The 23,789-nt window shown below is 44.1% G+C and carries 20 protein-coding genes; 12 read left to right on the plus strand and 8 right to left on the minus strand.

The annotated features are described in order from the left end of the window. Window positions 1-283: 283 nt before the first annotated feature. Window positions 284-1,429 (minus strand): Na/Pi symporter, encoded by a 1,146-nt coding sequence (locus AB6F11_RS16865; protein ID WP_017059340.1) that lies wholly within the window; start codon window positions 1,427-1,429, stop codon window positions 284-286. Between the two features lie 390 nt (window positions 1,430-1,819). Here AB6F11_RS16865 and nhaR point away from each other — a divergent pair, with 390 nt between their 5' ends. Both nhaR and AB6F11_RS16875 read left to right on the plus strand, forming a co-directional pair. Further along, window positions 1,820-2,710 carry a transcriptional activator NhaR gene (gene nhaR / locus AB6F11_RS16870; protein ID WP_017062869.1) on the plus strand — a complete coding sequence of 297 codons (891 nt, stop codon included), beginning with the start codon at window positions 1,820-1,822 and terminating at the stop codon, window positions 2,708-2,710. A gap of 100 nt (window positions 2,711-2,810) precedes the next feature. Then, on the plus strand, window positions 2,811-3,104 hold the full coding sequence (locus AB6F11_RS16875) for a metalloregulator ArsR/SmtB family transcription factor (protein ID WP_017062868.1): 294 nt from the start codon (window positions 2,811-2,813) through the stop codon (window positions 3,102-3,104). Window positions 3,105-3,401: 297 nt separating this feature from the next. On the opposite strand, the gene rpsT is transcribed toward AB6F11_RS16875, so the two are convergent. After that, window positions 3,402-3,662 (minus strand): 30S ribosomal protein S20, encoded by a 261-nt coding sequence (gene rpsT, locus AB6F11_RS16880; RefSeq protein WP_012603273.1) that lies wholly within the window; start codon window positions 3,660-3,662, stop codon window positions 3,402-3,404. A 251-nt stretch (window positions 3,663-3,913) separates the two neighbouring features. Between rpsT and murJ the strand changes: the two genes are divergently transcribed. The 6 genes from murJ to ispH all read left to right on the plus strand — a co-directional run bounded on the left by murJ (window position 3,914) and on the right by ispH (window position 11,736). Beyond that, window positions 3,914-5,476 carry a murein biosynthesis integral membrane protein MurJ gene (gene murJ, locus AB6F11_RS16885; protein WP_102394043.1) on the plus strand — a complete coding sequence of 521 codons (1,563 nt, stop codon included), beginning with the start codon at window positions 3,914-3,916 and terminating at the stop codon, window positions 5,474-5,476. A 70-nt stretch (window positions 5,477-5,546) separates the two neighbouring features. Further along, a complete protein-coding gene (gene ribF / locus AB6F11_RS16890) occupies window positions 5,547-6,482 on the plus strand; it encodes a bifunctional riboflavin kinase/FAD synthetase (RefSeq protein WP_102394040.1) in 936 nt (311 codons plus the stop codon). 63 nt (window positions 6,483-6,545) lie between these two features. Continuing rightward, window positions 6,546-9,404 (plus strand): isoleucine--tRNA ligase, encoded by a 2,859-nt coding sequence (ileS, locus tag AB6F11_RS16895; RefSeq protein WP_102394039.1) that lies wholly within the window; start codon window positions 6,546-6,548, stop codon window positions 9,402-9,404. A gap of 157 nt (window positions 9,405-9,561) precedes the next feature. Next, entirely contained in the window at window positions 9,562-10,062 is a 501-nt protein-coding gene (gene lspA, locus AB6F11_RS16900; RefSeq protein ID WP_102394038.1) for a signal peptidase II, read from the plus strand. Between the two features lie 149 nt (window positions 10,063-10,211). Beyond that, window positions 10,212-10,643 carry an FKBP-type peptidyl-prolyl cis-trans isomerase gene (gene fkpB / locus AB6F11_RS16905; RefSeq protein ID WP_017062866.1) on the plus strand — a complete coding sequence of 144 codons (432 nt, stop codon included), beginning with the start codon at window positions 10,212-10,214 and terminating at the stop codon, window positions 10,641-10,643. A gap of 136 nt (window positions 10,644-10,779) precedes the next feature. Continuing rightward, window positions 10,780-11,736 carry a 4-hydroxy-3-methylbut-2-enyl diphosphate reductase gene (ispH, locus tag AB6F11_RS16910; RefSeq protein ID WP_102394042.1) on the plus strand — a complete coding sequence of 319 codons (957 nt, stop codon included), beginning with the start codon at window positions 10,780-10,782 and terminating at the stop codon, window positions 11,734-11,736. A gap of 132 nt (window positions 11,737-11,868) precedes the next feature. Here ispH and btsR read toward each other — a convergent pair whose 3' ends face one another. From btsR to AB6F11_RS16925, 3 genes are all read right to left on the minus strand, one after another. Continuing rightward, window positions 11,869-12,600 carry a two-component system response regulator BtsR gene (gene btsR / locus AB6F11_RS16915; RefSeq protein WP_055319044.1) on the minus strand — a complete coding sequence of 244 codons (732 nt, stop codon included), beginning with the start codon at window positions 12,598-12,600 and terminating at the stop codon, window positions 11,869-11,871. Window positions 12,601-12,703: 103 nt separating this feature from the next. Further along, window positions 12,704-14,374 carry a sensor histidine kinase gene (locus tag AB6F11_RS16920; protein WP_102394037.1) on the minus strand — a complete coding sequence of 557 codons (1,671 nt, stop codon included), beginning with the start codon at window positions 14,372-14,374 and terminating at the stop codon, window positions 12,704-12,706. Window positions 14,375-14,638: 264 nt separating this feature from the next. Then, a complete protein-coding gene (locus AB6F11_RS16925) occupies window positions 14,639-16,126 on the minus strand; it encodes a carbon starvation protein A (protein ID WP_102394036.1) in 1,488 nt (495 codons plus the stop codon). Window positions 16,127-16,376: 250 nt separating this feature from the next. Here AB6F11_RS16925 and AB6F11_RS16930 point away from each other — a divergent pair, with 250 nt between their 5' ends. Next, window positions 16,377-16,727 carry a DUF2799 domain-containing protein gene (locus tag AB6F11_RS16930; RefSeq protein WP_010434845.1) on the plus strand — a complete coding sequence of 117 codons (351 nt, stop codon included), beginning with the start codon at window positions 16,377-16,379 and terminating at the stop codon, window positions 16,725-16,727. A 108-nt stretch (window positions 16,728-16,835) separates the two neighbouring features. Here the strand turns inward: AB6F11_RS16930 and murQ are convergent, their stop codons facing one another. Next, window positions 16,836-17,756, minus strand: a complete 921-nt coding sequence (gene murQ, locus AB6F11_RS16935) for an N-acetylmuramic acid 6-phosphate etherase (protein WP_102394035.1) — start codon at window positions 17,754-17,756, stop codon at window positions 16,836-16,838. 45 nt (window positions 17,757-17,801) lie between these two features. Next, window positions 17,802-18,917: an anhydro-N-acetylmuramic acid kinase gene (locus AB6F11_RS16940; protein WP_016783942.1), complete on the minus strand. Its 1,116-nt coding sequence runs from the start codon at window positions 18,915-18,917 to the stop codon at window positions 17,802-17,804. Between the two features lie 121 nt (window positions 18,918-19,038). On the opposite strand from AB6F11_RS16940, the gene nagZ reads away from it, so the two are divergent. From nagZ to tyrA, 3 genes are all read left to right on the plus strand, one after another. Continuing rightward, window positions 19,039-20,028 carry a beta-N-acetylhexosaminidase gene (gene nagZ / locus AB6F11_RS16945; protein WP_102394034.1) on the plus strand — a complete coding sequence of 330 codons (990 nt, stop codon included), beginning with the start codon at window positions 19,039-19,041 and terminating at the stop codon, window positions 20,026-20,028. A gap of 246 nt (window positions 20,029-20,274) precedes the next feature. Beyond that, entirely contained in the window at window positions 20,275-21,348 is a 1,074-nt protein-coding gene (locus AB6F11_RS16950) for a 3-deoxy-7-phosphoheptulonate synthase (RefSeq protein WP_017059354.1), read from the plus strand. Window positions 21,349-21,466: 118 nt separating this feature from the next. Further along, window positions 21,467-22,594, plus strand: a complete 1,128-nt coding sequence (gene tyrA, locus AB6F11_RS16955) for a bifunctional chorismate mutase/prephenate dehydrogenase (RefSeq protein ID WP_017056144.1) — start codon at window positions 21,467-21,469, stop codon at window positions 22,592-22,594. A gap of 161 nt (window positions 22,595-22,755) precedes the next feature. Here the strand turns inward: tyrA and AB6F11_RS16960 are convergent, their stop codons facing one another. Further along, complete coding sequence (locus AB6F11_RS16960) at window positions 22,756-23,766, minus strand: M23 family metallopeptidase (RefSeq protein ID WP_102321445.1); 1,011 nt, start codon at window positions 23,764-23,766, stop codon at window positions 22,756-22,758. Window positions 23,767-23,789: the final 23 nt, after the last annotated feature.

Consider the following 23,789-nt stretch of genomic DNA (forward strand, 5'->3'; position numbering starts at 1 on the left):
TAGTTCAAAAAAAATCCCCAAGCGTGGCTTAGGGATTTGTGTATAAGAGACAGGCCTCTGTGCAGCCTTTTTTGTATCTAAGTTACAGTGACGAGTAATCGAGATTCGAAGAGCAGAGAAATCATATGCTGTGTGATGCTTTATGTTACTCGTATACTCTCAACGCGCATTGGCTCTTTCTCTTCGATACTCGCTTACACGAATCCCGTATCTGCTCTTAAAAAGAAAAAGCCCGCAACCTAGGAGGTAGCGGGCTTTGCTATAAGCGATGTTTATTTTGCTATTAAGCGGTAAGAGCTAACACGCTACCAGGCAGTACAAGGAATACCGCAACAAGGTAACCAGCCACTACAGCTTTGTTCTTCACAGCCATGTCTGAAATCATGTCTGCCGCTTTAACTGGAAGTTCACGTAGGAACGGGATACCGAAGATGAATACCGTTGACATGATGTTGAACACCAAGTGCACTAGAGCAATTTGTAGTGCGAATACTGCGAACTCACCAGACACTGCTGTAGCTGCAAGTAGAGCCGTAATACATGTACCGATGTTTGCACCCAGAGTGAATGGGTAAACGTCACGTACTTTAAGAACACCTGAACCTACTAGTGGAACCATCAAGCTTGTTGTCGTAGAAGAAGACTGAACAAGGATAGTCACGATAGAGCCAGAAGCGATACCGTGGATTGGACCACGACCGATTGCGTTCTTTAGAATCTCACGAGCACGACCAACCATTAGGCTCTTCATCAGCTTACCCATTACAGTAATAGCTACGAAGATAGTTGCGATACCTAGAGCGATAAGCATGATGCCGCCAACAGTGTCGCCAAACGTTGATAGTGGTTCTTTAATCGCACTTACAACAGGCTTAGTGATTGGCTTGATGAAGTTAAGACCACCCATGCTCATATCACCTGTTGCTAGCATCGGTGATACTAACCAGTGAGAAATTTTCTCTAGAATTCCAAACGCCATCTCTAGTGGTAGGAAGATAGCAACGGCTAATAGGTTAAAGAAGTCGTGGATTGTCGCACTTGCGAATGCACGTTTGAACTCTTCTTTACAACGAACGTGACCAAGGCTAACTAGCGTATTGGTTACCGTAGTACCAATGTTAGCACCCATGATCATAGGAATTGCTAGCTCAACAGGTAAACCACCTGCCACAAGGCCAACGATAATTGAAGTAACTGTACTTGATGATTGAATAAGCGCTGTTGCTACTAAACCAATCATTAAGCCTGCAACTGGGTGTGAAGCAAATTCGAAAAGAACCTTTGCTTGCTCGCCTGTTGCCCATTTGAAGCCTGTACCAACCATTGAAACTGAAAGTAATAGTAGGTAAAGCATGAATGCCAAGTTAGCCCAGCGTAGCCAACGAGTAGTGCTCGAGATAGGCGCTGCTGCAGTAGTAGCTTGGTTCATAATGTTTTCTCCATTGGACCGTTTAAGTCTGTGTTTGGTCTGTTTGTTTAATCTGAGCGTGATGTTAGAGGGTAAATATTTCAGTAATATTACATTTTGGTTTAGGTGCGACTTTTTTGTGATGATTTACTCTTTAAATATTCCAATTGCTAATGTGGTTGTTTTAAGTTGTTGTTTTAAATTGTTTTTTTAATGGAAATTCTATAGGTGATATAGATCTTAAAAGTTAGAAAAAAATTGAAAATAATCGATGAAATATTACATTATGAAATCATACACTTCGAAAAAATAAGTGGTAAATCTATGTTTGGTTAGGTTTTTCCGAGTTTGTTGAGTGGCGGTGTCATATTTGATATAAAAGGGTATCTACTCTTTTATTACGGCACATCTATGTCGCATCTCAACTACAACCATCTGTATTACTTCTGGATGGTTTGCAAGCAAGGCTCTGTTACTAAAGCTGCAGAAGCCCTATTCCTAACACCACAAACGGTAACGGGGCAGATAAAAGCCTTAGAAGAACGCATGGATGGCAAGTTGACCAAGCGTAATGGCCGAAGTGTTGAGCCTACAGAGCTTGGGCAACTGGTCTTTAAATATGCCGATCGTATGTTTGGCCTGAGTTACGAGATGCTGGACATCGTGAATTACAGCCAGCATTCCAATATTCTGTTTGATGTTGGCGTCGCGGATGCGCTCTCTAAAAGACTCGTCAGTAAGATACTGATGTCGACCATCCCTCCAGATAACAGCATTCACTTGCGCTGTTTTGAATCGACCCATGAAATGCTACTTGAGCAACTCTCTCAACATAAGCTCGATATGATTTTGTCTGACTGTCCGGTGGACTCTAGTCAAAGCCCGGGCCTGTTCAGTAAAAAGCTGGGTGAGAGTGGAATGAGCTTTTTTAGTTCAGGTCAGGTTGAAGGGGTTAATTTCCCTGCTGTATTGGAGCAAAGAAAGCTTTTGATCCCTGGCAGCCGAACCTCAATGGGTCGTAAAGTGCTGCAATGGTTTGATAGACAAGGGCTTAAGCCAGATATTTTAGGTGAGTTTGATGATGCCGCATTGATGAAGGCTTTTGCTCGTTACCATCATGACGCAATATTTTTAGCACCGACGCTTTATATGTCTGAAGTGGAAGACGACACATCACTGCAACTATTAGGCGGTATTGAAGAGTTAAAAGAGGAGTACTACGTCATATTTGCTGAGAGGATGATCCAACATCCAGCAGTTAAAAACGTATGTGACGCAGATTTTAGCAAATTGTTCGAGTGAGATAGTTTGTTAATGAATTGATATCGATTATCATAACTCCGCAATATGCCGGAAATACTGATAGCCCGTAGTTGGCGAAAAGGTTGTAGGGAGCCAAACTATGAACTTAAAAGATATGGAGAAGAACTCAGCACAAGCTGTGATTCTACTCAAAGCCATGGCCAACGAGCGTCGCTTACAGATCTTATGCCTATTACATGGTACTGAACTGTCGGTTGGGGAGTTGTGCGGCAAGTTGGAACTGAGTCAGTCTGCTTTATCTCAACATCTTGCTTGGTTGAGAAGAGATGGTTTGGTCGAAACTCGCAAAGAAGCTCAAACTGTGTATTACACATTGAGTAGTGAAGAAGTAAAAGCGATGATTAACCTACTGCATGGTATTTACTGCAAGTAGCTTATTGCTGGTGGGAGGGGGATTTCTTATCAGCGATAGAATGACACAAGGAAGTGTTAGCATTTCACATTGAACGTTAGTGTTTACCTATCTACCTACCTATCTACCTACCTATCTACGTACCAATTTGCTTCTCTATTTATTTTTCTGATTGTTTGTTTTATCTATCTGCTTAAATTGTTTATCGGTCAGAAAAACGGCTGTTAGCACGTAAAATAAAAGCGTTACTCAAAATTTAGATATAAAAAAACCGGCCTAGGCCGGTTTTTTTCGTTTTGCGTTGTAATCAAATTTCTATTAAAGAGCTTTGATTGCAGCAGCGAAACGAGACTTATGACGTGCAGCTTTATTCTTATGAATAAGGCCTTTAGTCGCCATACGGTCAAGAAGTGGTGTAACTTCTACAAGAGCAGCAGTTGCAGCTTCTTTATTGCCAGCTTCAATAGCTGCAATAGTTTTTTTCATGTAAGTGCGCATCATAGAACGACGGCTAGCATTGTGCTGGCGACGTTTCTCAGCTTGGATAGCGCGCTTCTTAGCAGATTTACTGTTTGCCAAGGGTCTAACTCCCAAAAACTTAGTTCGGTGACAATTTAAGGGCGAGGACTATCCCTCATTAGCGCTTAATTGTCAAATGATTTGTGCAAAAACCAATCGTAGCCAAACAAACTTTGGTATGGAAAGGTCATCGCGGTTAAGATGGCGGGGATTCTAACAGCATTTTTAGACCAATGCTAATAAATATGCTTCTTAGGATAGGATAGTATTTATCCTCGCTTGAAAGTAATCAACCAGTGTCAGAGGTTTCTGTGAGTAAACGACTATTAAAGTCAGGGCTGATTGTCAGTGTAATGACTTTTGTTTCCCGTGTCTTGGGGCTAGTACGTGATGTCGTAGTAGCAAACTTAATGGGGGCAGGAGCAAGTGCAGACGTATTTTTCTTCGCCAATAAAATTCCTAATTTTTTACGTCGGCTGTTTGCCGAAGGTGCTTTTTCTCAAGCCTTTGTACCAGTATTAACGGAATATCACGCCGCAGGTGATAAAGATAAAACTCGAGACTTGATAGCAAAGGTGTCCGGTACTCTTGGGGTGTTGGTTTCTATTGTTACGGTGCTTGGGGTATTAGGCTCTGGGGTTATCACCGCAATGTTCGGTGCGGGTTGGTTTATTGATTGGCTTAATGACGGCCCCTCGGCGCCTAAGTTTGAACTCGCCAGCCTAATGCTGAAAATTACTTTTCCTTATTTATGGTTCATTACGTTTGTCGCTTTATCAGGTGCAATCCTTAATACCATGGGCAAATTTGCGGTTTCGTCATTTACGCCTGTGTTCTTGAACGTAATGATCATAGGCGCTGCATGGTTTATCTCACCTAATTTAGAACAACCAGAAATTGGTTTGGCTATTGGTGTGTTTCTTGGTGGCTTAGTCCAATTCCTTTTCCAAATGCCTTTCTTGATTAAAGCGGGAGTACTGGTTAAGCCTAAGTGGGGGTGGAGAGATCCGGGCGTGGTTAAGATCCGCACGTTAATGATCCCTGCTTTGTTTGGTGTGTCAGTAAGTCAAATCAACTTGTTGTTCGATACTTTCATTGCCAGTTTTCTAGCGACGGGCTCGATCAGTTGGCTGTATTACTCGGATCGACTATTAGAATTTCCACTCGGTTTGTTTGGTATTGCCATTGCGACGGTTATTCTTCCTGCTTTATCTCGTAAGCACGTTGATGCTGAAGGAGAAGGGTTTGCTCACACCATGGATTGGGGTGTGCGCATGGTACTGCTGCTCGGTATTCCTGCGATGTTCGGTCTTATTGTGTTAGCAAAACCGATGTTGATGGTGCTGTTTATGCGTGGTGAGTTTTCTCCTCATGATGTTAATCAGGCTTCAATGTCTTTAGTGGCGTACGCTTCAGGCTTGCTGAATTTCATGCTTATTAAAGTATTGGCTCCCGGCTATTACTCTCGTCAAGACACCAAAACACCGGTTAAGTACGGCATCATTGCGATGGTGACTAACATGGTGTTCAACGCAATCTTCGCTTATTTCTATGGTTATGTTGGTTTGGCAATCGCAACGGCGTTGTCTGCGTTCGTGAACATGACTCTGCTTTATCGTGGTTTGCATCTAGCGGGTGTTTATCGTTTAACCAAGACTACATTGTTGTTTAGCCTTAAATTATTGATCTCAGGTACGGTAATGATTGGCGTGATTTTATGGCAGCTAGACAATATGCAATTGTGGCTTGATTGGGGCTTTAACCAAAGAGCGTTGACACTAACAGGGTTGATCGCACTTGGCGCCTTTGCTTATATTGTGTCGATACTGGTTTTAGGTATCCGAGTAAAACATTTAAAAGCAGCGACAGATTAATACTGATTAGTATATAATCCGTCGGTTTCACACAATAAATGATGTTAATAACAGGTTTTAGCTGATCACAATGGAACTGATCCGAGGTATACACAATATTAAAGCGCAGCATCATGGCTGTGTATTAACCATAGGTAACTTCGATGGTGTTCATTTAGGGCATCAAGAGGTTCTGAGTCAGGTTTCTAAACAAGCTGCAGCATTAGGGCTCCCTTCTGTTGTCATGACGTTTGAGCCGCAACCTATGGAGTTGTTTGCCAAAGGTAAAGCACCAGCACGTTTAACTCGCTTACGAGATAAATACGTGCAACTGAGTAAGCTAGATATCAGTCGTTTATTGTGTGTGAATTTTAATCAGTATTTTGCAAGCTTGTCGGCTGAAGCGTTCATTAAAGACCTTTTGGTTGATAAGCTTGGCGTGAAATTCTTGGTTGTCGGTGACGATTTTTGCTTCGGTAAGGGTCGTACTGGTAATTTCGCTATGCTCAAAGCGGCAGGCGAGAAGTATGGTTTTGAGGTGGTGAGCACCCAGAGCTATTGCTTAAACCAATTACGAGTAAGCAGTACTGAGATACGAAATGCGTTAGCGGCCAATGACTTGGCTTCTAGTGCTACCATGCTAGGGCGTGACTACAGTATCAGTGGTCGTGTTTCTCATGGTCGAAAACTAGGGAGAACTATCGGTTTCCCTACCGCTAATATTCCATTAAAGCGTTGTGTTTCTCCTGTATCGGGAGTGTATGTTGTTGAAGCTTTGGATATCGACGGTGTTCCTGTCGGTGGCGTTGCTAATATTGGACAACGACCAACAGTTAATGGGGTAAGGCAGCAATTAGAAGTGCACTTTTTTGACTTTAAAGCCAATTTATATGGTAAACAGTTAGAAGTACGACTTTTGCACAAACTGCGCGACGAGATAAAATTTGAATCGTTCGACGCACTAAAGAATCAAATAGAATTGGATGCTGAAGCCGCAAGGGTGTGGCTGCTTCAGCTAAAGAATTAATCGGATGATTCCACCGATTAACATAATGTCTAACTTCGCCCAATATAACGGAATTAAGAATCGATGAGTGATTATAAAGATACCCTGAACTTACCAGAAACAGGGTTCCCAATGCGCGGTAATCTGGCAAATCGTGAGCCAGAAATGCTGAAGCGTTGGTACAAAGAAGATCTTTACGGCGAAATCCGTAAGGCAAAGAAAGGTAAAAAATCTTTCGTACTGCATGATGGCCCTCCATACGCGAACGGCGACATTCACATTGGCCACGCGCTGAATAAGATTCTTAAAGACATTATTATCAAATCTAAGACCCTTTCTGGTTTTGATGCACCGTACATCCCAGGTTGGGACTGTCACGGTCTTCCAATCGAGCTAATGGTTGAGAAGAAGAAAGGTAAGCCTGGTCAGAAGATTTCGGCTGCTGAATTCCGCGAAGAGTGTCGTAAGTACGCTGCGGGCCAAGTTGAAGGTCAGAAAGAGAGCTTCAAACGTCTTGGTATCATGGGCGAGTGGGACAAACCTTACCGTACTATGGATTTCGGCACTGAAGCGAACATCATTCGTTCTCTAGGCAAAATCGCAGACAAAGGTCACCTTCTTAAAGGTTTCAAACCAGTTCACTGGTGTACTGACTGTGGTTCTGCTCTGGCTGAAGCTGAAGTTGAATATAAAGATAAAGTTTCTCCATCTATCGATGTGAAATTTACAGCAGCTGACGAAGCGGCGCTGCTAGAGAAATTTACTCTAGCTGAAGGTCATGCGGGTCAAGGCGAAATTTCTATCGTTATCTGGACGACAACACCATGGACTCTGCCGGCGAACCGCGCAGTATGTCTACGTGATGATCTTGAATACGTGCTTATCCAAGTTGAAGCGAATGGCGACCAACCAGCTCAACGTATCGTTGTTGCTTCTGATCTAGCAAAAGACGTAATGGACCGTGCAGGTATCGAGCATTTCCATAACCTTGGTTTTGCTACAGGTGCTGATCTTGAGCTTTCTCAGTTCAACCACCCGTTCTACGATTTTACTGTTCCTGCTGTTCTTGGCGACCACGTAACAACGGATTCAGGTACTGGTGTGGTTCACACTGCGCCTGGCCACGGTCAAGAGGATTTCGTGGTTGGTAAGAAGTACAACCTAGAAATCGCTAACCCAGTTGGTTCAAACGGCGTTTACCTGCCAGATACTGAGCTATTTGCTGGTCAGCACGTATTTAAAGCGAACGACTCTGTTTTAGAAGTTCTAAAAGATAAAGGTGCACTTCTGCATCACCACGCTTACGAGCACAGCTACCCACACTGTTGGAGACACAAAACTCCAATCATCTTCCGTGCAACACCACAATGGTTCATCTCTATGGATCAAGCTGGCCTACGTGCTAAAGCACTAGAGTCTATCAAGAGTGTTGAGTGGTTGCCTGAATGGGGTCAAAGCCGTATCGAAGGTATGGTTGAAGGTCGCCCTGAGTGGTGTATCTCTCGTCAACGTACTTGGGGTGTGCCAATTGCTCTGTTCGTTCATAAAGAAACAGCAGAACTTCACCCAGAAAGCCCAGCGCTTATTGAAAAAGTCGCGAAGTTAGTTGAAGAGAAAGGTATTCAAGCTTGGTGGGATGTAGACGCTGCTGAACTTATGGGCGCAGAAGACGCTGATAAGTACGAAAAAGTAATGGATACGCTAGACGTATGGTTCGACTCAGGTGTGACGCACTTCTCGGTTGTTGATTCTCGTGAAGAGTACAACTTCCCGAACGAAGAGCGTACTCACAGTGCTGATCTTTACCTTGAAGGTTCAGACCAACACCGTGGCTGGTTCCAGTCTTCTTTAATTTCATCTATTGCGATGAAAGACGAAGCACCATACAAGCAAGTACTAACTCACGGTTTCGTGGTTGACGGTAACGGCCGTAAGATGTCTAAATCTATCGGTAACGTTGTTGCACCTAAAGATGTAACCAACAAGCTAGGTGCAGATATCCTGCGTCTATGGGTTGCTTCTACAGACTACACGGGTGAAGTTGCGGTTTCTGATGAAATCCTGAAGCGTTCAGCTGATGCTTACCGTCGTATTCGTAACACAGCGCGTTTCTTCCTAGCGAACTTGAATGGTTTCAACCCTGAAACTGACCTAGTACCTGCTGAAGAGATGGTTGCACTTGATCGCTGGGCTGTTGGCCGTGCTCAAGCTGCACAAGAAGAGATTGTTAAAGCATACGGCGAGTACAACACTCACGGTGTGACTCAACGTCTAATGCAGTTCTGTTCTATCGAAATGGGTTCTTTCTACCTAGACGTAATTAAAGACCGTCAGTACACAGCGAAGCAGGGCAGCCATGCTCAACGTAGCTGTCAAACTGCGCTTTACTACATCGTAGAAGCTCTAGTTCGTTGGATGGCACCTATCATGTCGTTCACTGCAGATGAAATCTGGAACGAGATGCCGGGTGAGCGCGACAAGTTCGTGTTTACTGGCGAATGGTTCGAAGGCCTATTCGGTCTAGCTGAAGGCGAAGAGCTAAGCAACGAATTCTGGGCTGAAATCCAAACGGTTCGTGGCGCTGTGAACAAGCTTCTTGAAGATGCTCGTAAAGAGAAAACGATCGGTGGTGCACTGCAAGCTGAAGTGATTCTATACGCTGACGACGCACTAGCGGCGAAAATCAACAAGCTAGAAGATGAGCTACGTTTCGTACTTATCACTTCTGCAGCTGTTGTTAAGCCATTAAGCGAGAAGTCTGATGCAGCTCAAGAGACAGACGTTGCTGGTCTATTCGTTGAAGTTGCAGCTACTGAAGCTGAGAAGTGTGACCGTTGCTGGCACCACACTCCAGATGTAGGCACTATCGAAGGTCATGAGAAAGTTTGTGGTCGTTGTGTGTCGAACATCGACGGTGAAGGCGAAGTGCGTAAGTTCGCATAACAGCTCAGAGAAAGACTGAACTTTTTGTAAAAATCATAGCCCCAGTATCAACTGGGGTTATTTTTAATTATAGGAAATGTGTTTATACAAGTACGGTAATCAGGTCACTTAAATTGAGTAACAGTGAATACCAACTTCGTAAATACTAGGAATAGAAATGAGTGAAGTTTCGTTAAAACAATCTGGTGTGCGTTGGCTATGGTTGGCCCTAGTGGTCTTCCTTGCCGATATCGGCATTAAACTCTTTGTTATGGATAACATGGGTTATGGCTGGGCAAACCGTATTGAGGTTCTGCCATTCTTTAACTTTTTGTACGTGCATAACTATGGTGCAGCGTTTAGCTTCTTGAGTGATCAAAGTGGTTGGCAGCGTTGGTTATTTACCGGTATCGCATTTGCGGTAACAGGTATGCTGACGTACTGGATGAGCAAACTACCAGCTGCAGAGAAGTGGAATAACATTGCTTATGCGATCATCATTGGTGGCGCAGTAGGAAATGTGTTTGACCGAGTCGTACATGGCTTTGTTGTCGATTACTTAGACTTCTACTGGGGCACTTACCATTGGCCCGCATTTAACTTAGCCGATATGGGAATCTGTATCGGTGCTGCGATGATCATCCTAGATGGTTTCCGTAAGAAAGACGAAAGCAAATAGCTTGCCTCAAAGTCAGTCTATGACTCACAGAATAGAATAGCCCTAAGCGCTGTCGGTTGATTCCGACGGCGCTTTTTTTTATGCTTCAGTCAACAAGGAAGCAAAGCACAATGCATCCTCAAATAATAAAGAAATCTAAGGAAAGTAACGTGGCAGCAATTAAAAATGATTCAGCAGTAACTCTACATTTTACGATTAAAATGAAGGATGGTTCAGTTGCCGATAGCACCGAAAATATGGGCAAACCTGCAAAGTTCGTCATGGGCGATGGCAGCCTAAGTGAGAACTTTGAAGCGTGCTTACTTGGACTTGAAGCTGGAACTGAAAAGTCTATCGAACTGAAAGCGGAAGATGCGTTTGGTATGCCAAACCCTGATCATATTCATTATATGGATCGTGCTAAGTTTGTTGGTGATTCTGAAGTTGAAGTGGGTACTATCATGGCATTCTCTGGTCCTGATGGGATGGAAATTCCAGGTATTATTACTGAGATCGCAGGTGATTCAGTGACGGTTGATTTTAATCACCCACTCGCAGGTCAAGACGTTACGTTTGACGTCAATATCTTAACGGTAGAATAACTCTCTTAACGTTAGAATAAGATAGCCTTACTGCGGTGATGTCACCTAGAGCTTCACTGTCTAGACGCTTCACTGTAGAATGCGAACCTCGCTGACGGCGAACTCTATAGAAACAACCTTAGTACCGCGGTAAATGATGAGCAATGAAATGAAAATAATGTTAGCTAACCCTCGTGGCTTTTGTGCCGGTGTCGATCGTGCGATCAGCATCGTAGAGCGCGCACTTGAAATGTATCAGCCACCGATCTATGTTCGCCATGAAGTGGTACACAACCGCTTTGTTGTTGAGGGGCTCAAGCAACGTGGTGCTATTTTTGTCGAAGAACTGAGTGAAGTGCCTGACGACAATATCGTGATTTTCTCTGCTCACGGTGTTTCTCAAGCGGTTCGTAAAGAAGCGAAGGAGCGCGAGCTAACGGTATTCGATGCAACCTGTCCTTTGGTGACTAAAGTTCATATGGAGGTTGCTCGTGCGAGCCGTAAACATATGGAAGTAGTACTGATCGGTCACGCGGGTCACCCGGAAGTTGAAGGCACTATGGGTCAGTACGCGAGTCAAACAGGTGGTATGTACTTGGTTGAAAGACCAGAAGACGTACAAAAACTAGTGGTTAATGATCCAAGTAACTTACACTACGTGAGCCAAACTACGCTGTCTGTTGATGAAACGGCAGATGTAATTGAAGAGTTACGTCGTGTATTCCCTGAGATTCAAGGCCCTCGTAAAGACGACATCTGTTATGCGACTCAAAACCGTCAAGACGCGGTGCGTGAGATGGCGAATGACGTTGATGTGGTGATAGTGGTTGGTTCTAAGAACTCATCGAACTCTACACGCCTAAAAGAGCTAGCTGAGAAGCTAGGCACACCAGGCTACCTAACGGATTGCCCAGAAGATATTCAGACTGAATGGGTTGAAGGCAAGAAGAAAATCGGCGTAACGGCTGGTGCTTCTGCTCCTGAAGAGTTAGTTAACCAAATCTTAGATCGTATCCGCGAACTAGGTGCGACTGGCGTTGAAGAGATTCAAGGTCGCGAAGAGAACATGTTCTTCGAAGTACCTAAAGAGCTGCAGATCAAGCAAGTAGATTAATCTCTATTGATTCGAGACACTAGCGATTCGCAAACAGTTGATTCGCAAATACTATCGATTTGTAAACAGTAGGAAGCCAACGTTGATGCGTTGGCTTTTTTGATCGTGCTTTATGTCCCGTCCGAGATGTGTTTACTGAAGACCGAGCTGCTCTTTTAAAGTCTTGAGGTAACGACGGCTAACAGGGACTTCAAAGCCAGTCAGGGTAATGATCTCCGCTAATCCATTCTCTAACAGTTTGATCTCTTGGATCGACTTTATGTTGATCAAATACTGGCGATGACAGCGGATCAAATCGGTTTTTTCTTCCAAGATCTTTAGCGTTAACTGTGAAGTCGCGGTTTGCGATGAGCTACGTACATGCACCCCACTGATATCGGAATAGGCGCACTCGACCGTTTGGCTTGCCATGATCACAATGCGGTTATGACCAATACATGGAATCTGCTCTAAGTGACAGGGAGCAATCGCAGAGATGTCTTGTGCTGGCGCTTTCTGATTTTGTTTGATGACCTTATTCAGGCGACAAACGCTCTTGTTTAATCGACAAGGCTCGACTGGCTTAAGTAGGTAATCAAAAGCATTATCTTCAAAGGCTTGAATAGCATATTGGTCGTAGGCGGTGACAAATACCACGTAGGGCATGGTTTCCGGGTCAAGCATACTCAACAATTCAATACCGGTGACCTGAGGCATTTGAATGTCCAAATACACCACATCAGGCTTGAGAAGGTTGATCTGCTTAAGTCCTTCAATTGCGTTACTCGCTTGACCAATGACTTCGACTTCTCCGGTTTCGGTCAGAAGTTCAATCAGTTCTTCGCGAGCAAAAAGCTCATCATCGATAACTAATGCTTTTAACATCCTACAATCTTCATTTTTGTGCCATCCCTGCTTGATTCACGCTTATCTTTTTAATGTCTGCTAAATGTTACTACTGGGGGAGCTAACATCTATGAAAACATCATTATTTTAGTATAGGTATGATAAAGCTCATTCGAGTAAATTGCTGTGGTTGAGATTCTATTTTTAGTGCTGAATCTTGTCCAAAGAAATTAGTGAGTCGTTTATCAACAATCTCCATCCCTAATCCTACATGATCTTGAGATGGCTTCTGATAATTACCCGCGTTGTCTTCAACGGTTAACTTGAACCCACTCTCGAAAGCCTCGCTATAGATCTTCACTGTGCCACCTTCTAGCATGTTCGAAATGCCATGCTTGATGGCGTTTTCAACCAATGGTTGCAGGGTAAAGCTTGGTAGTTGTGACTCGTATAACTGTGGATCTATGTCCCATTCCACTTCTAACCGGTCGGTAAAACGTGCCTTTTCAATGGTGAGATACGCATTGACGTGTGCAAGCTCGTCTTTAAGTTTCACAGTGTTGATGTTCTGCTTAAGGTTGCTTCTAAAGAAGTGAGATAGGTGCTGAATGAGCTCTCGCGCTTTATCAGGGTCACGACGTGTTACTGCACTGATAGTATTAAGCGCATTAAACAAGAAGTGCGGGTTCACTTGAGCGTGCAGTAGTTTGATTTCCGCTTGTGTCAGTAGCGTCTGTTGTTGCTGATAGTTGCTGAACAGGATCTGACTCGACAATAGTTGAGCAATACCTTCAGCCATCGACATGTTGATGGTTGAAAATAGCTTTAGCTTAGGCTCATACAGTTTGATGGTACCGACGACTTCGTTACCGGCACGCAGTGGGATAATAAGCGCAGAACCTAACTTACAATCTTGCGAAAGAGAACATTGGTATGGGTTCTCTTTGCCATCAAGGTAGATGATGTCGTTCTGTTCCATCGAAGTGAGCGTGCTTTGCGATGAAATAGGGGTATTTGGAATATGGTGTTCATCGCCAATGCCAACGAACGCGAGGATTTTTTCTCGGTCGGTGATCGCTACCGCCCCAACATTGGTCTCTTCGTAAACGATACGTACGATTTTTTGCGCGTTATCTGAATTAAACCCGCCATGCAAAATACCTACCGAACGCTCGGCGATGGTGAGTGCGCGGCGCGAGAAGGTCGCTGAGTACTTCTCGAAGATAGTTTTCCTATCTTGAATGATGCTCATGAACAGTGCAGCGCCCACTGAGTTAGCAATGATCATCGGTGCTGCAATGTCGGAAACCAGCGCATAAGATTGTTCAAACGGTTTGGCGACCGCAAGCAGAATCAACATCTGAATGATCTCTGCAAATAGCGTCACAGAGAACACTACCATCGGATTAAACAACTGGCTGGCTTTGTTTTTTCTGACTAAGTACACATGCAGCAAGCCACCAATCAGGCCCTCTGCTGTCGTTGAGATAGCACAAGCTAAGTCCGTAAAACCACCTAATGAATAGCGATGTATCCCGCCAGTAAAGCCCACTGCAAAGCCAACCACAGGACCACCAAACAAACCGCCCATGACCGCACCCATTGCTCGCGTGTTAGCGATGGCATCATTGATTTGCAGTCCGAAATAGGTGCCCATAATACAGAACAGAGAGAATAGAACGTAACAGCTGATCTTATGGCTCAAGCGTGAAGAGATGCTCAACAAAGGGAGAATCAGTGGGGTTTTACTTAGCATGTAAGCGATCACTAAGTAGACACAGGTTTGTTGCAGCAGAGAGAGAATGAGTTCCATATTTTCACCTATTGAGACGCTTGTTAAGTGTAAAGCTCATTGTGTGGTAAGGGTAGTTTTGCTTGTGTTTGTAAGGCTTATATCGAGCGATTAGCGCTTCTCACTGTCTGTTGCTAACCAGTACAGATAACAAAGCCCATCACAGGGGATGGGCTTTAGTCTTAATATCCATGAATCACTGAGTGATTGCCGGAACAAGCGAAGTTGTGTTTGGCTGTTCTTGTCTTTCTATGAAGACTGGTCTTTTACAAAGAGTTTAAAGAACTAGGCTGTTTTAGTTTCACCTTTTGCTTCTTTTTCTTCATCAGCAAGGTCGGTTTCGCCTTTGCCTTTAGAAATCTTGATTACGTAAGCCGCAACACCCAGCGCACTAATCACACCAACGATAGTTGAGATTTGCATTGGTAGGCCGAAACCAAGTTGGCTGTTGTTCAGGATGAATGTGATACACACAGACGTCATGAAGATAGCTGGAACCGTTGTTATCCAGTGCAGTTTGTTGTGACGAAGTAGGTAAGCTGAAGCTGTCCATAACATCATTACTGCCGTTGATTGGTTAGCAAAACCGAAGTAGCGCCAGATGATACCGAAATCTACTTGAGTCAGGATGCCACCAAGAACGAACAATGGTAGAGCCATTAGTAGGCGGTTACGCAGAGTTTTCTGTTCCATGTTGAAGTATTCAGCAAGGATAAGACGGCTTGAACGGAATGCAGTGTCACCCGAAGTGATAGGTAGGATAACCACGCCAAGGAAAGCAAGGATACCGCCGAACACACCCAATAGACCAAATGAAGCGCTGTATACCACGTTACCTGGGCCGCCGTTTGCAATTGCATCAGATAGAGACTCAACTGAACCGAAGAATGACAGAGCAAGTGCACACCAAATTAGAGCGATGATGCCTTCACCAATCATTGCACCGTAGAATACGAAGCGACCGTTCTTCTCGTTTTCCATACAACGCGCCATCAAAGGAGACTGAGTTGCGTGGAAGCCAGAAATAGCACCACAAGCGATAGTGATGAATAGAGCAGGCCAAAGTGGTAGGTCATTCGGGTTCATGTTGGTGAACATGTCTTTCATCTCGAAGCCACCCATGATTTGGTGCTCGTCAGATAAACCAATCGCAGTGATTAGGCCAACAGACATAAAGATAAGCAGTGCACCAAACAGTGGGTAGAAGCGACCAATGATTTTATCGACAGGGACAATCGTTGCGATGATGTAGTAAGCAAAGATGATAACAACCATAGTGCTTGTAGACATTACGAAATCAGTTTGGTCGTTCACTAGGTTAGTGATCATGCCTGCAGGAGCAGAAACGAAAACCACACCAACAAGAAGCAGTAGAACAATGGCAAAGATGTTCATAAAGTGTTTTGCGCCATTGCCTAGGTAACGTCCCGTGATCGTTGGAACCGAAGCGCCACCATTGCGGATAGATAACATACCTGAGAAGTAGTCGTGTACTGCACCTGCGAAGATACAACCTAGCACGATCCAAAGCATTGCAGCTGGGCCGTAAAGGGCACCCATGATAGGGCCGAATATTGGACCTACACCCGCGATGTTAAGCAGTTGAACTAGGTAAACCTTTGGCGTCGACATTGGAACGTAGTCCACGCCATCTTGCTTAGTATGAGCTGGTGTTTGACGCTTTTCATTGATACCGAAAATTTTCTCGATAAAGGCACCGTAAATAAAGTAGCCACCAATGAGTGCTGCAACACAGGTAAGAAACCACATCATAATTTGTTATCCCTGAATGTATTAATTAAGTCAGGGTGTATATTAAAGAAGTCGAAGAGAATAAACTTCCGCTTCTTGAGTGAGTGGTCGAATAGCAAATTTAGTGGTGCTATGACTGATTGAATGGTTTGTTATTGGACGAAAGTGGCGAAGATTAGACTATGAGTGGACATCGACTGGTGTTCAGCGGAGAATCACAAACAAAGCAATGCTTCGTCAGGAAGTGGCTCTGTAAAAATAAAGGATTGAAATGAAAAAAATAATCGCACTATTCACTGTGGCATTTAGCCTTGCAGGATGCAGCGCTAATGTTCAAGATTTAGCCGCTGAAGGCAATTGGCAAGAGATCGGCTACCGTGATGGCATCAAAGGCCACACTCAGCGTTCGTATTCAGATATGACCGCGCTTGGTGCTGTTGATCAAGCCAGTTACACAGAAGGTTACCACCTAGGCGTTACTGAATACTGCAATCCGAACCATGCTTATCAGATTGGTTTATCTGGTCAGGTATATGAAGGTGTGTGTTCTGGTACGGAAGACGCTCAACGTTTCCGTATGGAATGGCAACGCGGCTGGGATGAGTTCTCAAACGACTATTAAGCCCAAGCTAGCAATAAGAAAATTAGATATAAAAAGACCAGTACTTTATGTGTGCTGGTCTTTTTATATGTAGCGAGAGTAACTCTCAACAGCATAAGCATAAGCCGATTATTGATTATTCTCGACGGCTTTTCTCAAGAAGCCATTTTGCTTATCAAGTTGAGCCTTGGCTAACTCTAAATCTAGCCCTGTTAGAATTATCAAAATAGATAACTTCACATCGTAATCAGTCGTTTTAAGTGTCGATACTGCCAGTGCTTTATCACACTCCGTTGCTTGGATAACGATACGAGCAGCGCGGGCAACCAACTTTTCATTGGTCGCTTTTACGTCGACCATCAGATTTTGGTAGCTTTTACCGATACGAATCATGCTGGCAGTCGTTAGCATATTAAGTACTAGCTTTTGTGCCGTACCTGACTTCAGTCGTGTTGATCCCGTTAAGGCTTCTGGGCCAACCACTGGGCTAATTGCGATTTGAGCAATCTCAGCAATTGGAGAACCTGGGTTACAAGACAGCGCAACTGTAACCGCGCCAAGCTGATTGGCATAGTTGAGTGCACCTATTACGTAAGGAGTGCGACCACTGGCTGCTATTCCAACCACAACATCATTTTCTGAAAACTGAATCGCTTTGAGATCTTCAATTCCGAGAGTCAGTGAATCTTCTGCTCCCTCTTTGGCTTTCAAAATTGCTTCTGGTCCGCCTGCAATTAGGCCGATAACCATTTTGTCTGAAACGCCGAAAGTCGGTGGGCATTCTGATGCGTCTAACACACCTAATCGACCACTGGTGCCTGCGCCCATATAAATCAGTCGGCCACCGTTTTGAAAGGCGTAAGCGATCTTATCAACCGCTTTCGCGATCTGTGGCAGTTCCGCCTCGATCGCCTGTGGTACCTGTTTGTCTTGTTGGTTAATCTTTTCAACCACTTCGAGAGAGGTGAGCAGATCAATATCCATAGTGTCAGGGTTTCTCCCCTCCGAAACGAGGTGCGAGAGCGCTGATATGAGAGCGTCGTTACTCATAATGATCCTTAAATGGTGATTCTAAAATGATGGTTCTAGATTTGTTTAGTCAGCACGATATAGAACGCCTAGAGAGGCCGCTCTGCTTGCGCCAGTCACTTCTGGTAAATTGCTTGGCAGTTGATGAACATGACGTTGAGCAAGCCACGCAAAGGCCATCGCTTCCATGTAATCAGCATCAACACCTTTACTGGTTGTCGACTCAACCTCCCAACTTGTAAGCAGTCCAGACAGTCTCTTCATCAACAATGGATTTCGTGTACCACCGCCACACACATACAGTGCAGCTTGGCTACCCAAGCGATAAGTCTCTACTTCATTGGCTATCGTCAATGCGGTGTATTCACAAAGCGTGCGCTGAACATCTTCTGCTGCAAGATCTTTAAATTCTGTTAATTGTTGCTCTAGCCACGGTAGATTAAACAGTTCTCTGCCAGTGCTTTTCGGTGGCATTTGAGATAGATAAGGTTCATTTAGCAACTGTTCGAGCAAGGCTTGATTAAGTTGGCCTTTAAGCGCGAATCGCGCATCACGGTCAAATTTCTCACCGATGTGTTTATCTACCCAAGCGTCCATTAACATATTGCCGGGGCCTGTATCATAACCAAAAGTTGGCTGATTCGGGCGCAGCACTGAAATATTCGAGATACCACCAATGTTCAACACCACAACCGAGCTGTCTTTTGGGTGAAAAATCGTATGGTGAAACGCTGGTACTAACGGCGCCCCTTGTCCGCCAAGCGCCATGTCTTTGCGTCGGAAATCTGCGACTGTTTGAATCTGTGTTTTAGCGGCAATGATATTGGCATCACCCAGCTGCATGGTAAATGGCGAATCACCGGTTGGCTGATGGAATACTGTTTGGCCATGGTTACCAATCGCAGTCACGGATGATGCAGGCGTATCTGACTTGTTGAGAAGTTGTAGAACCGCATCAGCAAATAGATGACCAAGCTGGTGGTCGAGTTCGCCAATGGCAATCAAATCGGTTTTCTGACCAATACAGACTTCAAGCAGACGCGCTTTGAGGTCATCAGGCATCGGGAACTCATCATGAGCAAGCAATGTAATGCTATCGTCTTCAATCGAGACTAACGCAGTATCAACACCGTCCATACTCGTCCCCGACATCACACCGATATACAGTTCTTTATGATCCATTCCTAAGCTCTTACCCTGCATTCTTAAAGTCTTCCACAGATTGTTTTAAAAACATTGTAAAGCAAATTTAAAGAGAATAATCTCGGGAAGTTTATGAAATTAGGTTTAATAAGGAATAAATATGGGACCGTTGTGGGTTGATGTTGCAGGCTACGAACTGACAGCTGAAGACAGAGAAATTTTAGAGCATCCAACCGTTGGTGGTCTCATCTTATTTACTCGAAACTACCACGATAGCAAACAGTTGTCGGCGTTAACTAAAGAGATCCGCAAGGTAGCGAAACGTCCTATTTTGATTGGTGTTGACCAAGAAGGTGGTCGAGTTCAACGCTTTCGCGACGGCTTTTCAATTATCCCTGCCGCTCAAGAATTCGCGACTAAGAATAATGGTGAGCAGTTAGCAGAACAAGCTGGTTGGTTGATGGCTGCGGAATTGATTGCCCATGATATCGATCTGAGCTTTGCGCCTGTATTAGACAAAGGCCATGAGTGTAAAGCGATTGGTAGCCGAGCGTTTGGTGAAGATATTGATACCATTGTTCGCCACAGTAGTGCTTTTATTAAGGGCATGAAATCGGTTGGAATGGCGACAACAGGGAAGCACTTCCCAGGACACGGCGGTGTGATTGCTGATTCGCACCTTGAAACGCCTTACGATCCTAGAGACGACATCTTTGAAACCGACATGGCCATCTTCAAGGCTCAAATTGAAGCTGGAATATTAGATGCGATGATGCCTGCGCACGTGGTTTTTTCGCACTATGATGATCAGCCAGCGAGTGGCTCTGAGTATTGGTTGCAGAAAGTATTGAAGCAGAAGCTTGGATTCAAAGGCTTGGTATTCTCTGATGACTTAACAATGGAAGGAGCTGCCATTATGGGGGGGCCGGCAGACAGAGCGAAAGCGGCCTTGAATGCAGGTTGTGACATGGTGTTGATGTGTAATAAACGAGATGCACAAATAGAGGCTCTGGACAACTTAACGATTCAAGAGGTGCCTTTAGCTAACTCATTGCTTAAAAAACACAGCTTCGATTTATCGACGCTTCACTCGGATAGTCGGTGGAAAGAGACCTCAGAGACGATTAAGCGAATGCTAGGCAGTGAGTGATAAATAAACACATAATAATTTTAGATAAGGCGATATGATAAATATCGCCTTTTTTGTATGTGTGATCCATGGTTTAAACCTATTTATCTCTTAGAGTGAGCTAAATTCAATGTGTAATATAAAATTTACAGTTAATGTTTTTTATTGTTTACACTTGCAATCGTTTTTTTAGATGTTATTGTGTTTTTAAAGATTGTTAGCCCAAATGGAAATGTTGGGTGTAAAAATAAATATACAGGTTGAGTTATGCAGAAAAGTGAATTAAGCAATGTCAATATCATCGACGAACAGGTACTGATTACTCCTGAGGAGTTAAAAGCAAAACTGCCTTTGAGTGATAATGCTCGTCGTTTCATTCAAGAGTCTCGTCAAACTATCGCAAACATCATTCATAAGAAAGATCATCGCATGCTTGTTGTATGTGGCCCATGTTCTATCCATGACATTGAAGCTGCGAAAGAGTACGCGAAACGCCTAAAAGCCTTATCTGAGCAACTTAGCGATCAACTGTATATTGTTATGCGTGTTTACTTTGAGAAACCTCGTACCACTGTCGGTTGGAAAGGTTTGATCAATGACCCACATCTAGACGGCACTTTCGATATTGAGCATGGTCTGCATGTTGGTCGTGAACTACTTGTTGAACTCGCTGAGATGGAAATCCCACTAGCGACTGAAGCATTAGACCCAATTAGCCCGCAATACCTAGCAGATACCTTCAGCTGGGCGGCTATTGGCGCTCGTACGACTGAATCTCAAACTCACCGTGAGATGGCAAGTGGTCTTTCAATGCCAATCGGTTTTAAAAACGGTACCGATGGCAACCTAGGCACTGCAATCAATGCAATGCAGGCGGCTTCTTCTAGCCACCGTTTCATGGGTATCAGCCGCGAAGGTCAAGTTGCACTACTAACAACGCAAGGTAACCCAAATGGTCACGTGATTTTACGTGGCGGTAAGCAGACGAACTACGATTCAGTATCGGTACACGAATGTGAGCAAGAGCTGGGTAAATCTGGCTTAGAGGCCGCGCTAATGGTCGACTGTAGCCACGCGAACTCTCGTAAAGATTTCCGTCGCCAACCTTTAGTTGCAGAAGATGTGATTCACCAAATTCGTGAAGGCAACAAATCGATTATCGGCCTTATGATTGAAAGCCATATTAACGAAGGAAACCAATCTTCGGATATACCTCTCAATGAGATGAAATACGGCGTTTCTATTACCGACGCGTGTATCAATTGGGATTCAACTGAGGCACTATTGAAACATGCACATACGGAATTAGTCCCGTTCTTAGAGAACCGCTTGAAAGGTTAGTCAGAGTTTTAAATTTAAGTGCCTCATCTAATGGGGCATTTTAAGATCTGTTGCTAGCGAACCTACGTGATTGTGGGCTGATAGATTGGCACGGGCTTATAGATTAGTAAGGAATAAAATGGCCGTTGAACTGAACGAATTACGCGACCAAATCGATGCTGTCGATAAACAAATGTTGGATTTACTGGCTCAACGCCTTGCTCTAGTAGAGAAAGTAGGCGAAGTAAAAAGTGAACATGGTTTACCTATTTATGTACCAGAGCGTGAAGCTGCGATGCTGGCATCTCGTCGTCAAGAAGCTGAGAAAATAGGGGTTCCACCACAGTTAATCGAAGATATTTTGCGTCGTACTATGCGTGAGTCTTATGCCAGCGAGAAAGATTCTGGCTTTAAGTGTCTTAACCCAGAGTTACGTTCAGTGGTTATCGTTGGTGGTAATGGTCAACTTGGTGGCTTGTTTGGTCGTATGTTCAAACTGTCTGGCTACGAAGTAAAAATCCTTGGCAGCCAAGATTGGGATAAGGCCGACGAAATCTTAGATAATGCTGGGCTTGTGGTTGTTACGGTTCCAATTCACCTAACGGAAGGTGTGATTGCGAAGCTAGGTAATCTACCAAGCGATTGTATTCTATGTGATTTGACGTCAATTAAATCTAAACCTCTACAAGCAATGATGAACATGCATCAAGGCCCAGTAGTTGGATTGCACCCAATGTTTGGTCCTGATGTTCCTAGCCTTGCTAAGCAGGTGATTGTTTACAGTGATGGTCGTGGTTCTGAAAGTTACCAATGGCTACTGAATCAATTTGGTATTTGGGGCGCGAGCCTTTGCCAGATGGATGCAGCTGAACACGATCACGGCATGACCTTGATTCAAGCACTTCGTCACTTCACCTCTTTTGCTTACGGCTTGCACCTGAGTAAAGAGAACCCGAACATTGATCAACTTCTGAAACTAAGCTCGCCAATCTACCGACTTGAGATTGCGATGGTTGGTCGTCTGTTTGCTCAAGACCCGAACTTGTACGGCGATATCATTCTTTCTTCGGATGAGAATATTGAGATGATTCGACGCTTCCATAGCTGTTTCGGAGAAGCGTTAGAAATCCTAGATGGCAAAGATAAGGCTAAGTTTGTTGAGAGCTTCAACCAAGTGAGTGATTGGTTTGGTGACTACTCACAACAATTCTTGCAAGAGAGCCAAAGTCTTCTAAAACAAGCACATGACTCGATTCATCGTGGTTAATACTGATTTGAAATCATAAAAAAGAGCGACCATCTGGTCGCTCTTTTTGTTTGTGCTGAACGCTATGAAAGCATTTTGCCTACAGTAGACTAAAAGCAATTAGATCATCATAGGCCAAATCAACAGGTCTTAGCTATTAACAACTAGTTAGCCATTAACAACTAGTTAGTCGTGATAGGTTTTTTGCTATCTTCACTCGATACGGTGTCGATGGTCGAGCTAATGTAAGGCACGTTAGTCAGGTTGATCTGCAAGCGAACCACATTATCAATCAGCTGAACTAGTGGGCCCCACTTAACCTTTTTCTCTTTCTCGAACACGTAGTTGAAGTTTTCCGGTGTCCAATCCATCAAGTATTGAGGGTTCAATGAACGACCAAGGAAGCGTACTTCATAATGCAAGTGTGGGCCGGTTGAGTTACCTGAGTTACCACAGCTCGCAATCACATCGCCTTTACTCACAAACTGACCGCTACGTACCTTGAACTTCTGTAGGTGCGCATAAGAACTCATGAAACCAAACGAGTGACGCATAGTAATAAAGTTGCCGAAGCCTTTTTTACTTGGGCGTACCGTTTCAATGACTCCATCTGCGGGCGCGACAATATCTTCACCACGCTTACACGTTAGATCGATACCAGTATGTACATGGCGTTTCCCTGAAATAGGGTTAGTGCGGCTACCATAAGAAGAAGATATACGTTGATAAGCCATCGGACTGTCGTTTGGAATCAAGCGGAACATTGTGGCTCTTACTGCTGAATCGACTGCAGCCGCATCAATGCGATCTTCTAAAGAAATATCATCGGTAAGCAGATCTTCATCAGCAAGACCCAGTACTGATTCCACATCGAATACACGCTTACCAAGTAGCTGAATCGTGCCTTCTTTCTCGGTCAGTGTTTGCGATAGCGAATGGTTGGTTTCTACTTGCTCAGCATAAAGAAATTCTGTTTGTTCTTTTTCAACAATCAGTGTTTCAATCAACTGTTGGGCATCACCCGCTTGCAGTGCGAGTTCTTGTTTACTCTCGAAGTGCATGTACGCCGCTCCGCCAATCAATAGCGGTACTGAAAAAATGGCAGTAGTGCAAATGAGCACGGCTTTACGGCCGAAGTAAAACGTCTGTTCCCCCTGACTAGAGGGAATAGTAATGGACACTTTTTTAGACATGGTTCTGTATTAACTAAATGCTT

Origin of the sequence: Vibrio sp. 10N.247.311.14, assembly GCF_041467715.1 — a bacterium.
GTDB lineage: Bacteria > Pseudomonadota > Gammaproteobacteria > Enterobacterales > Vibrionaceae > Vibrio > Vibrio crassostreae_C.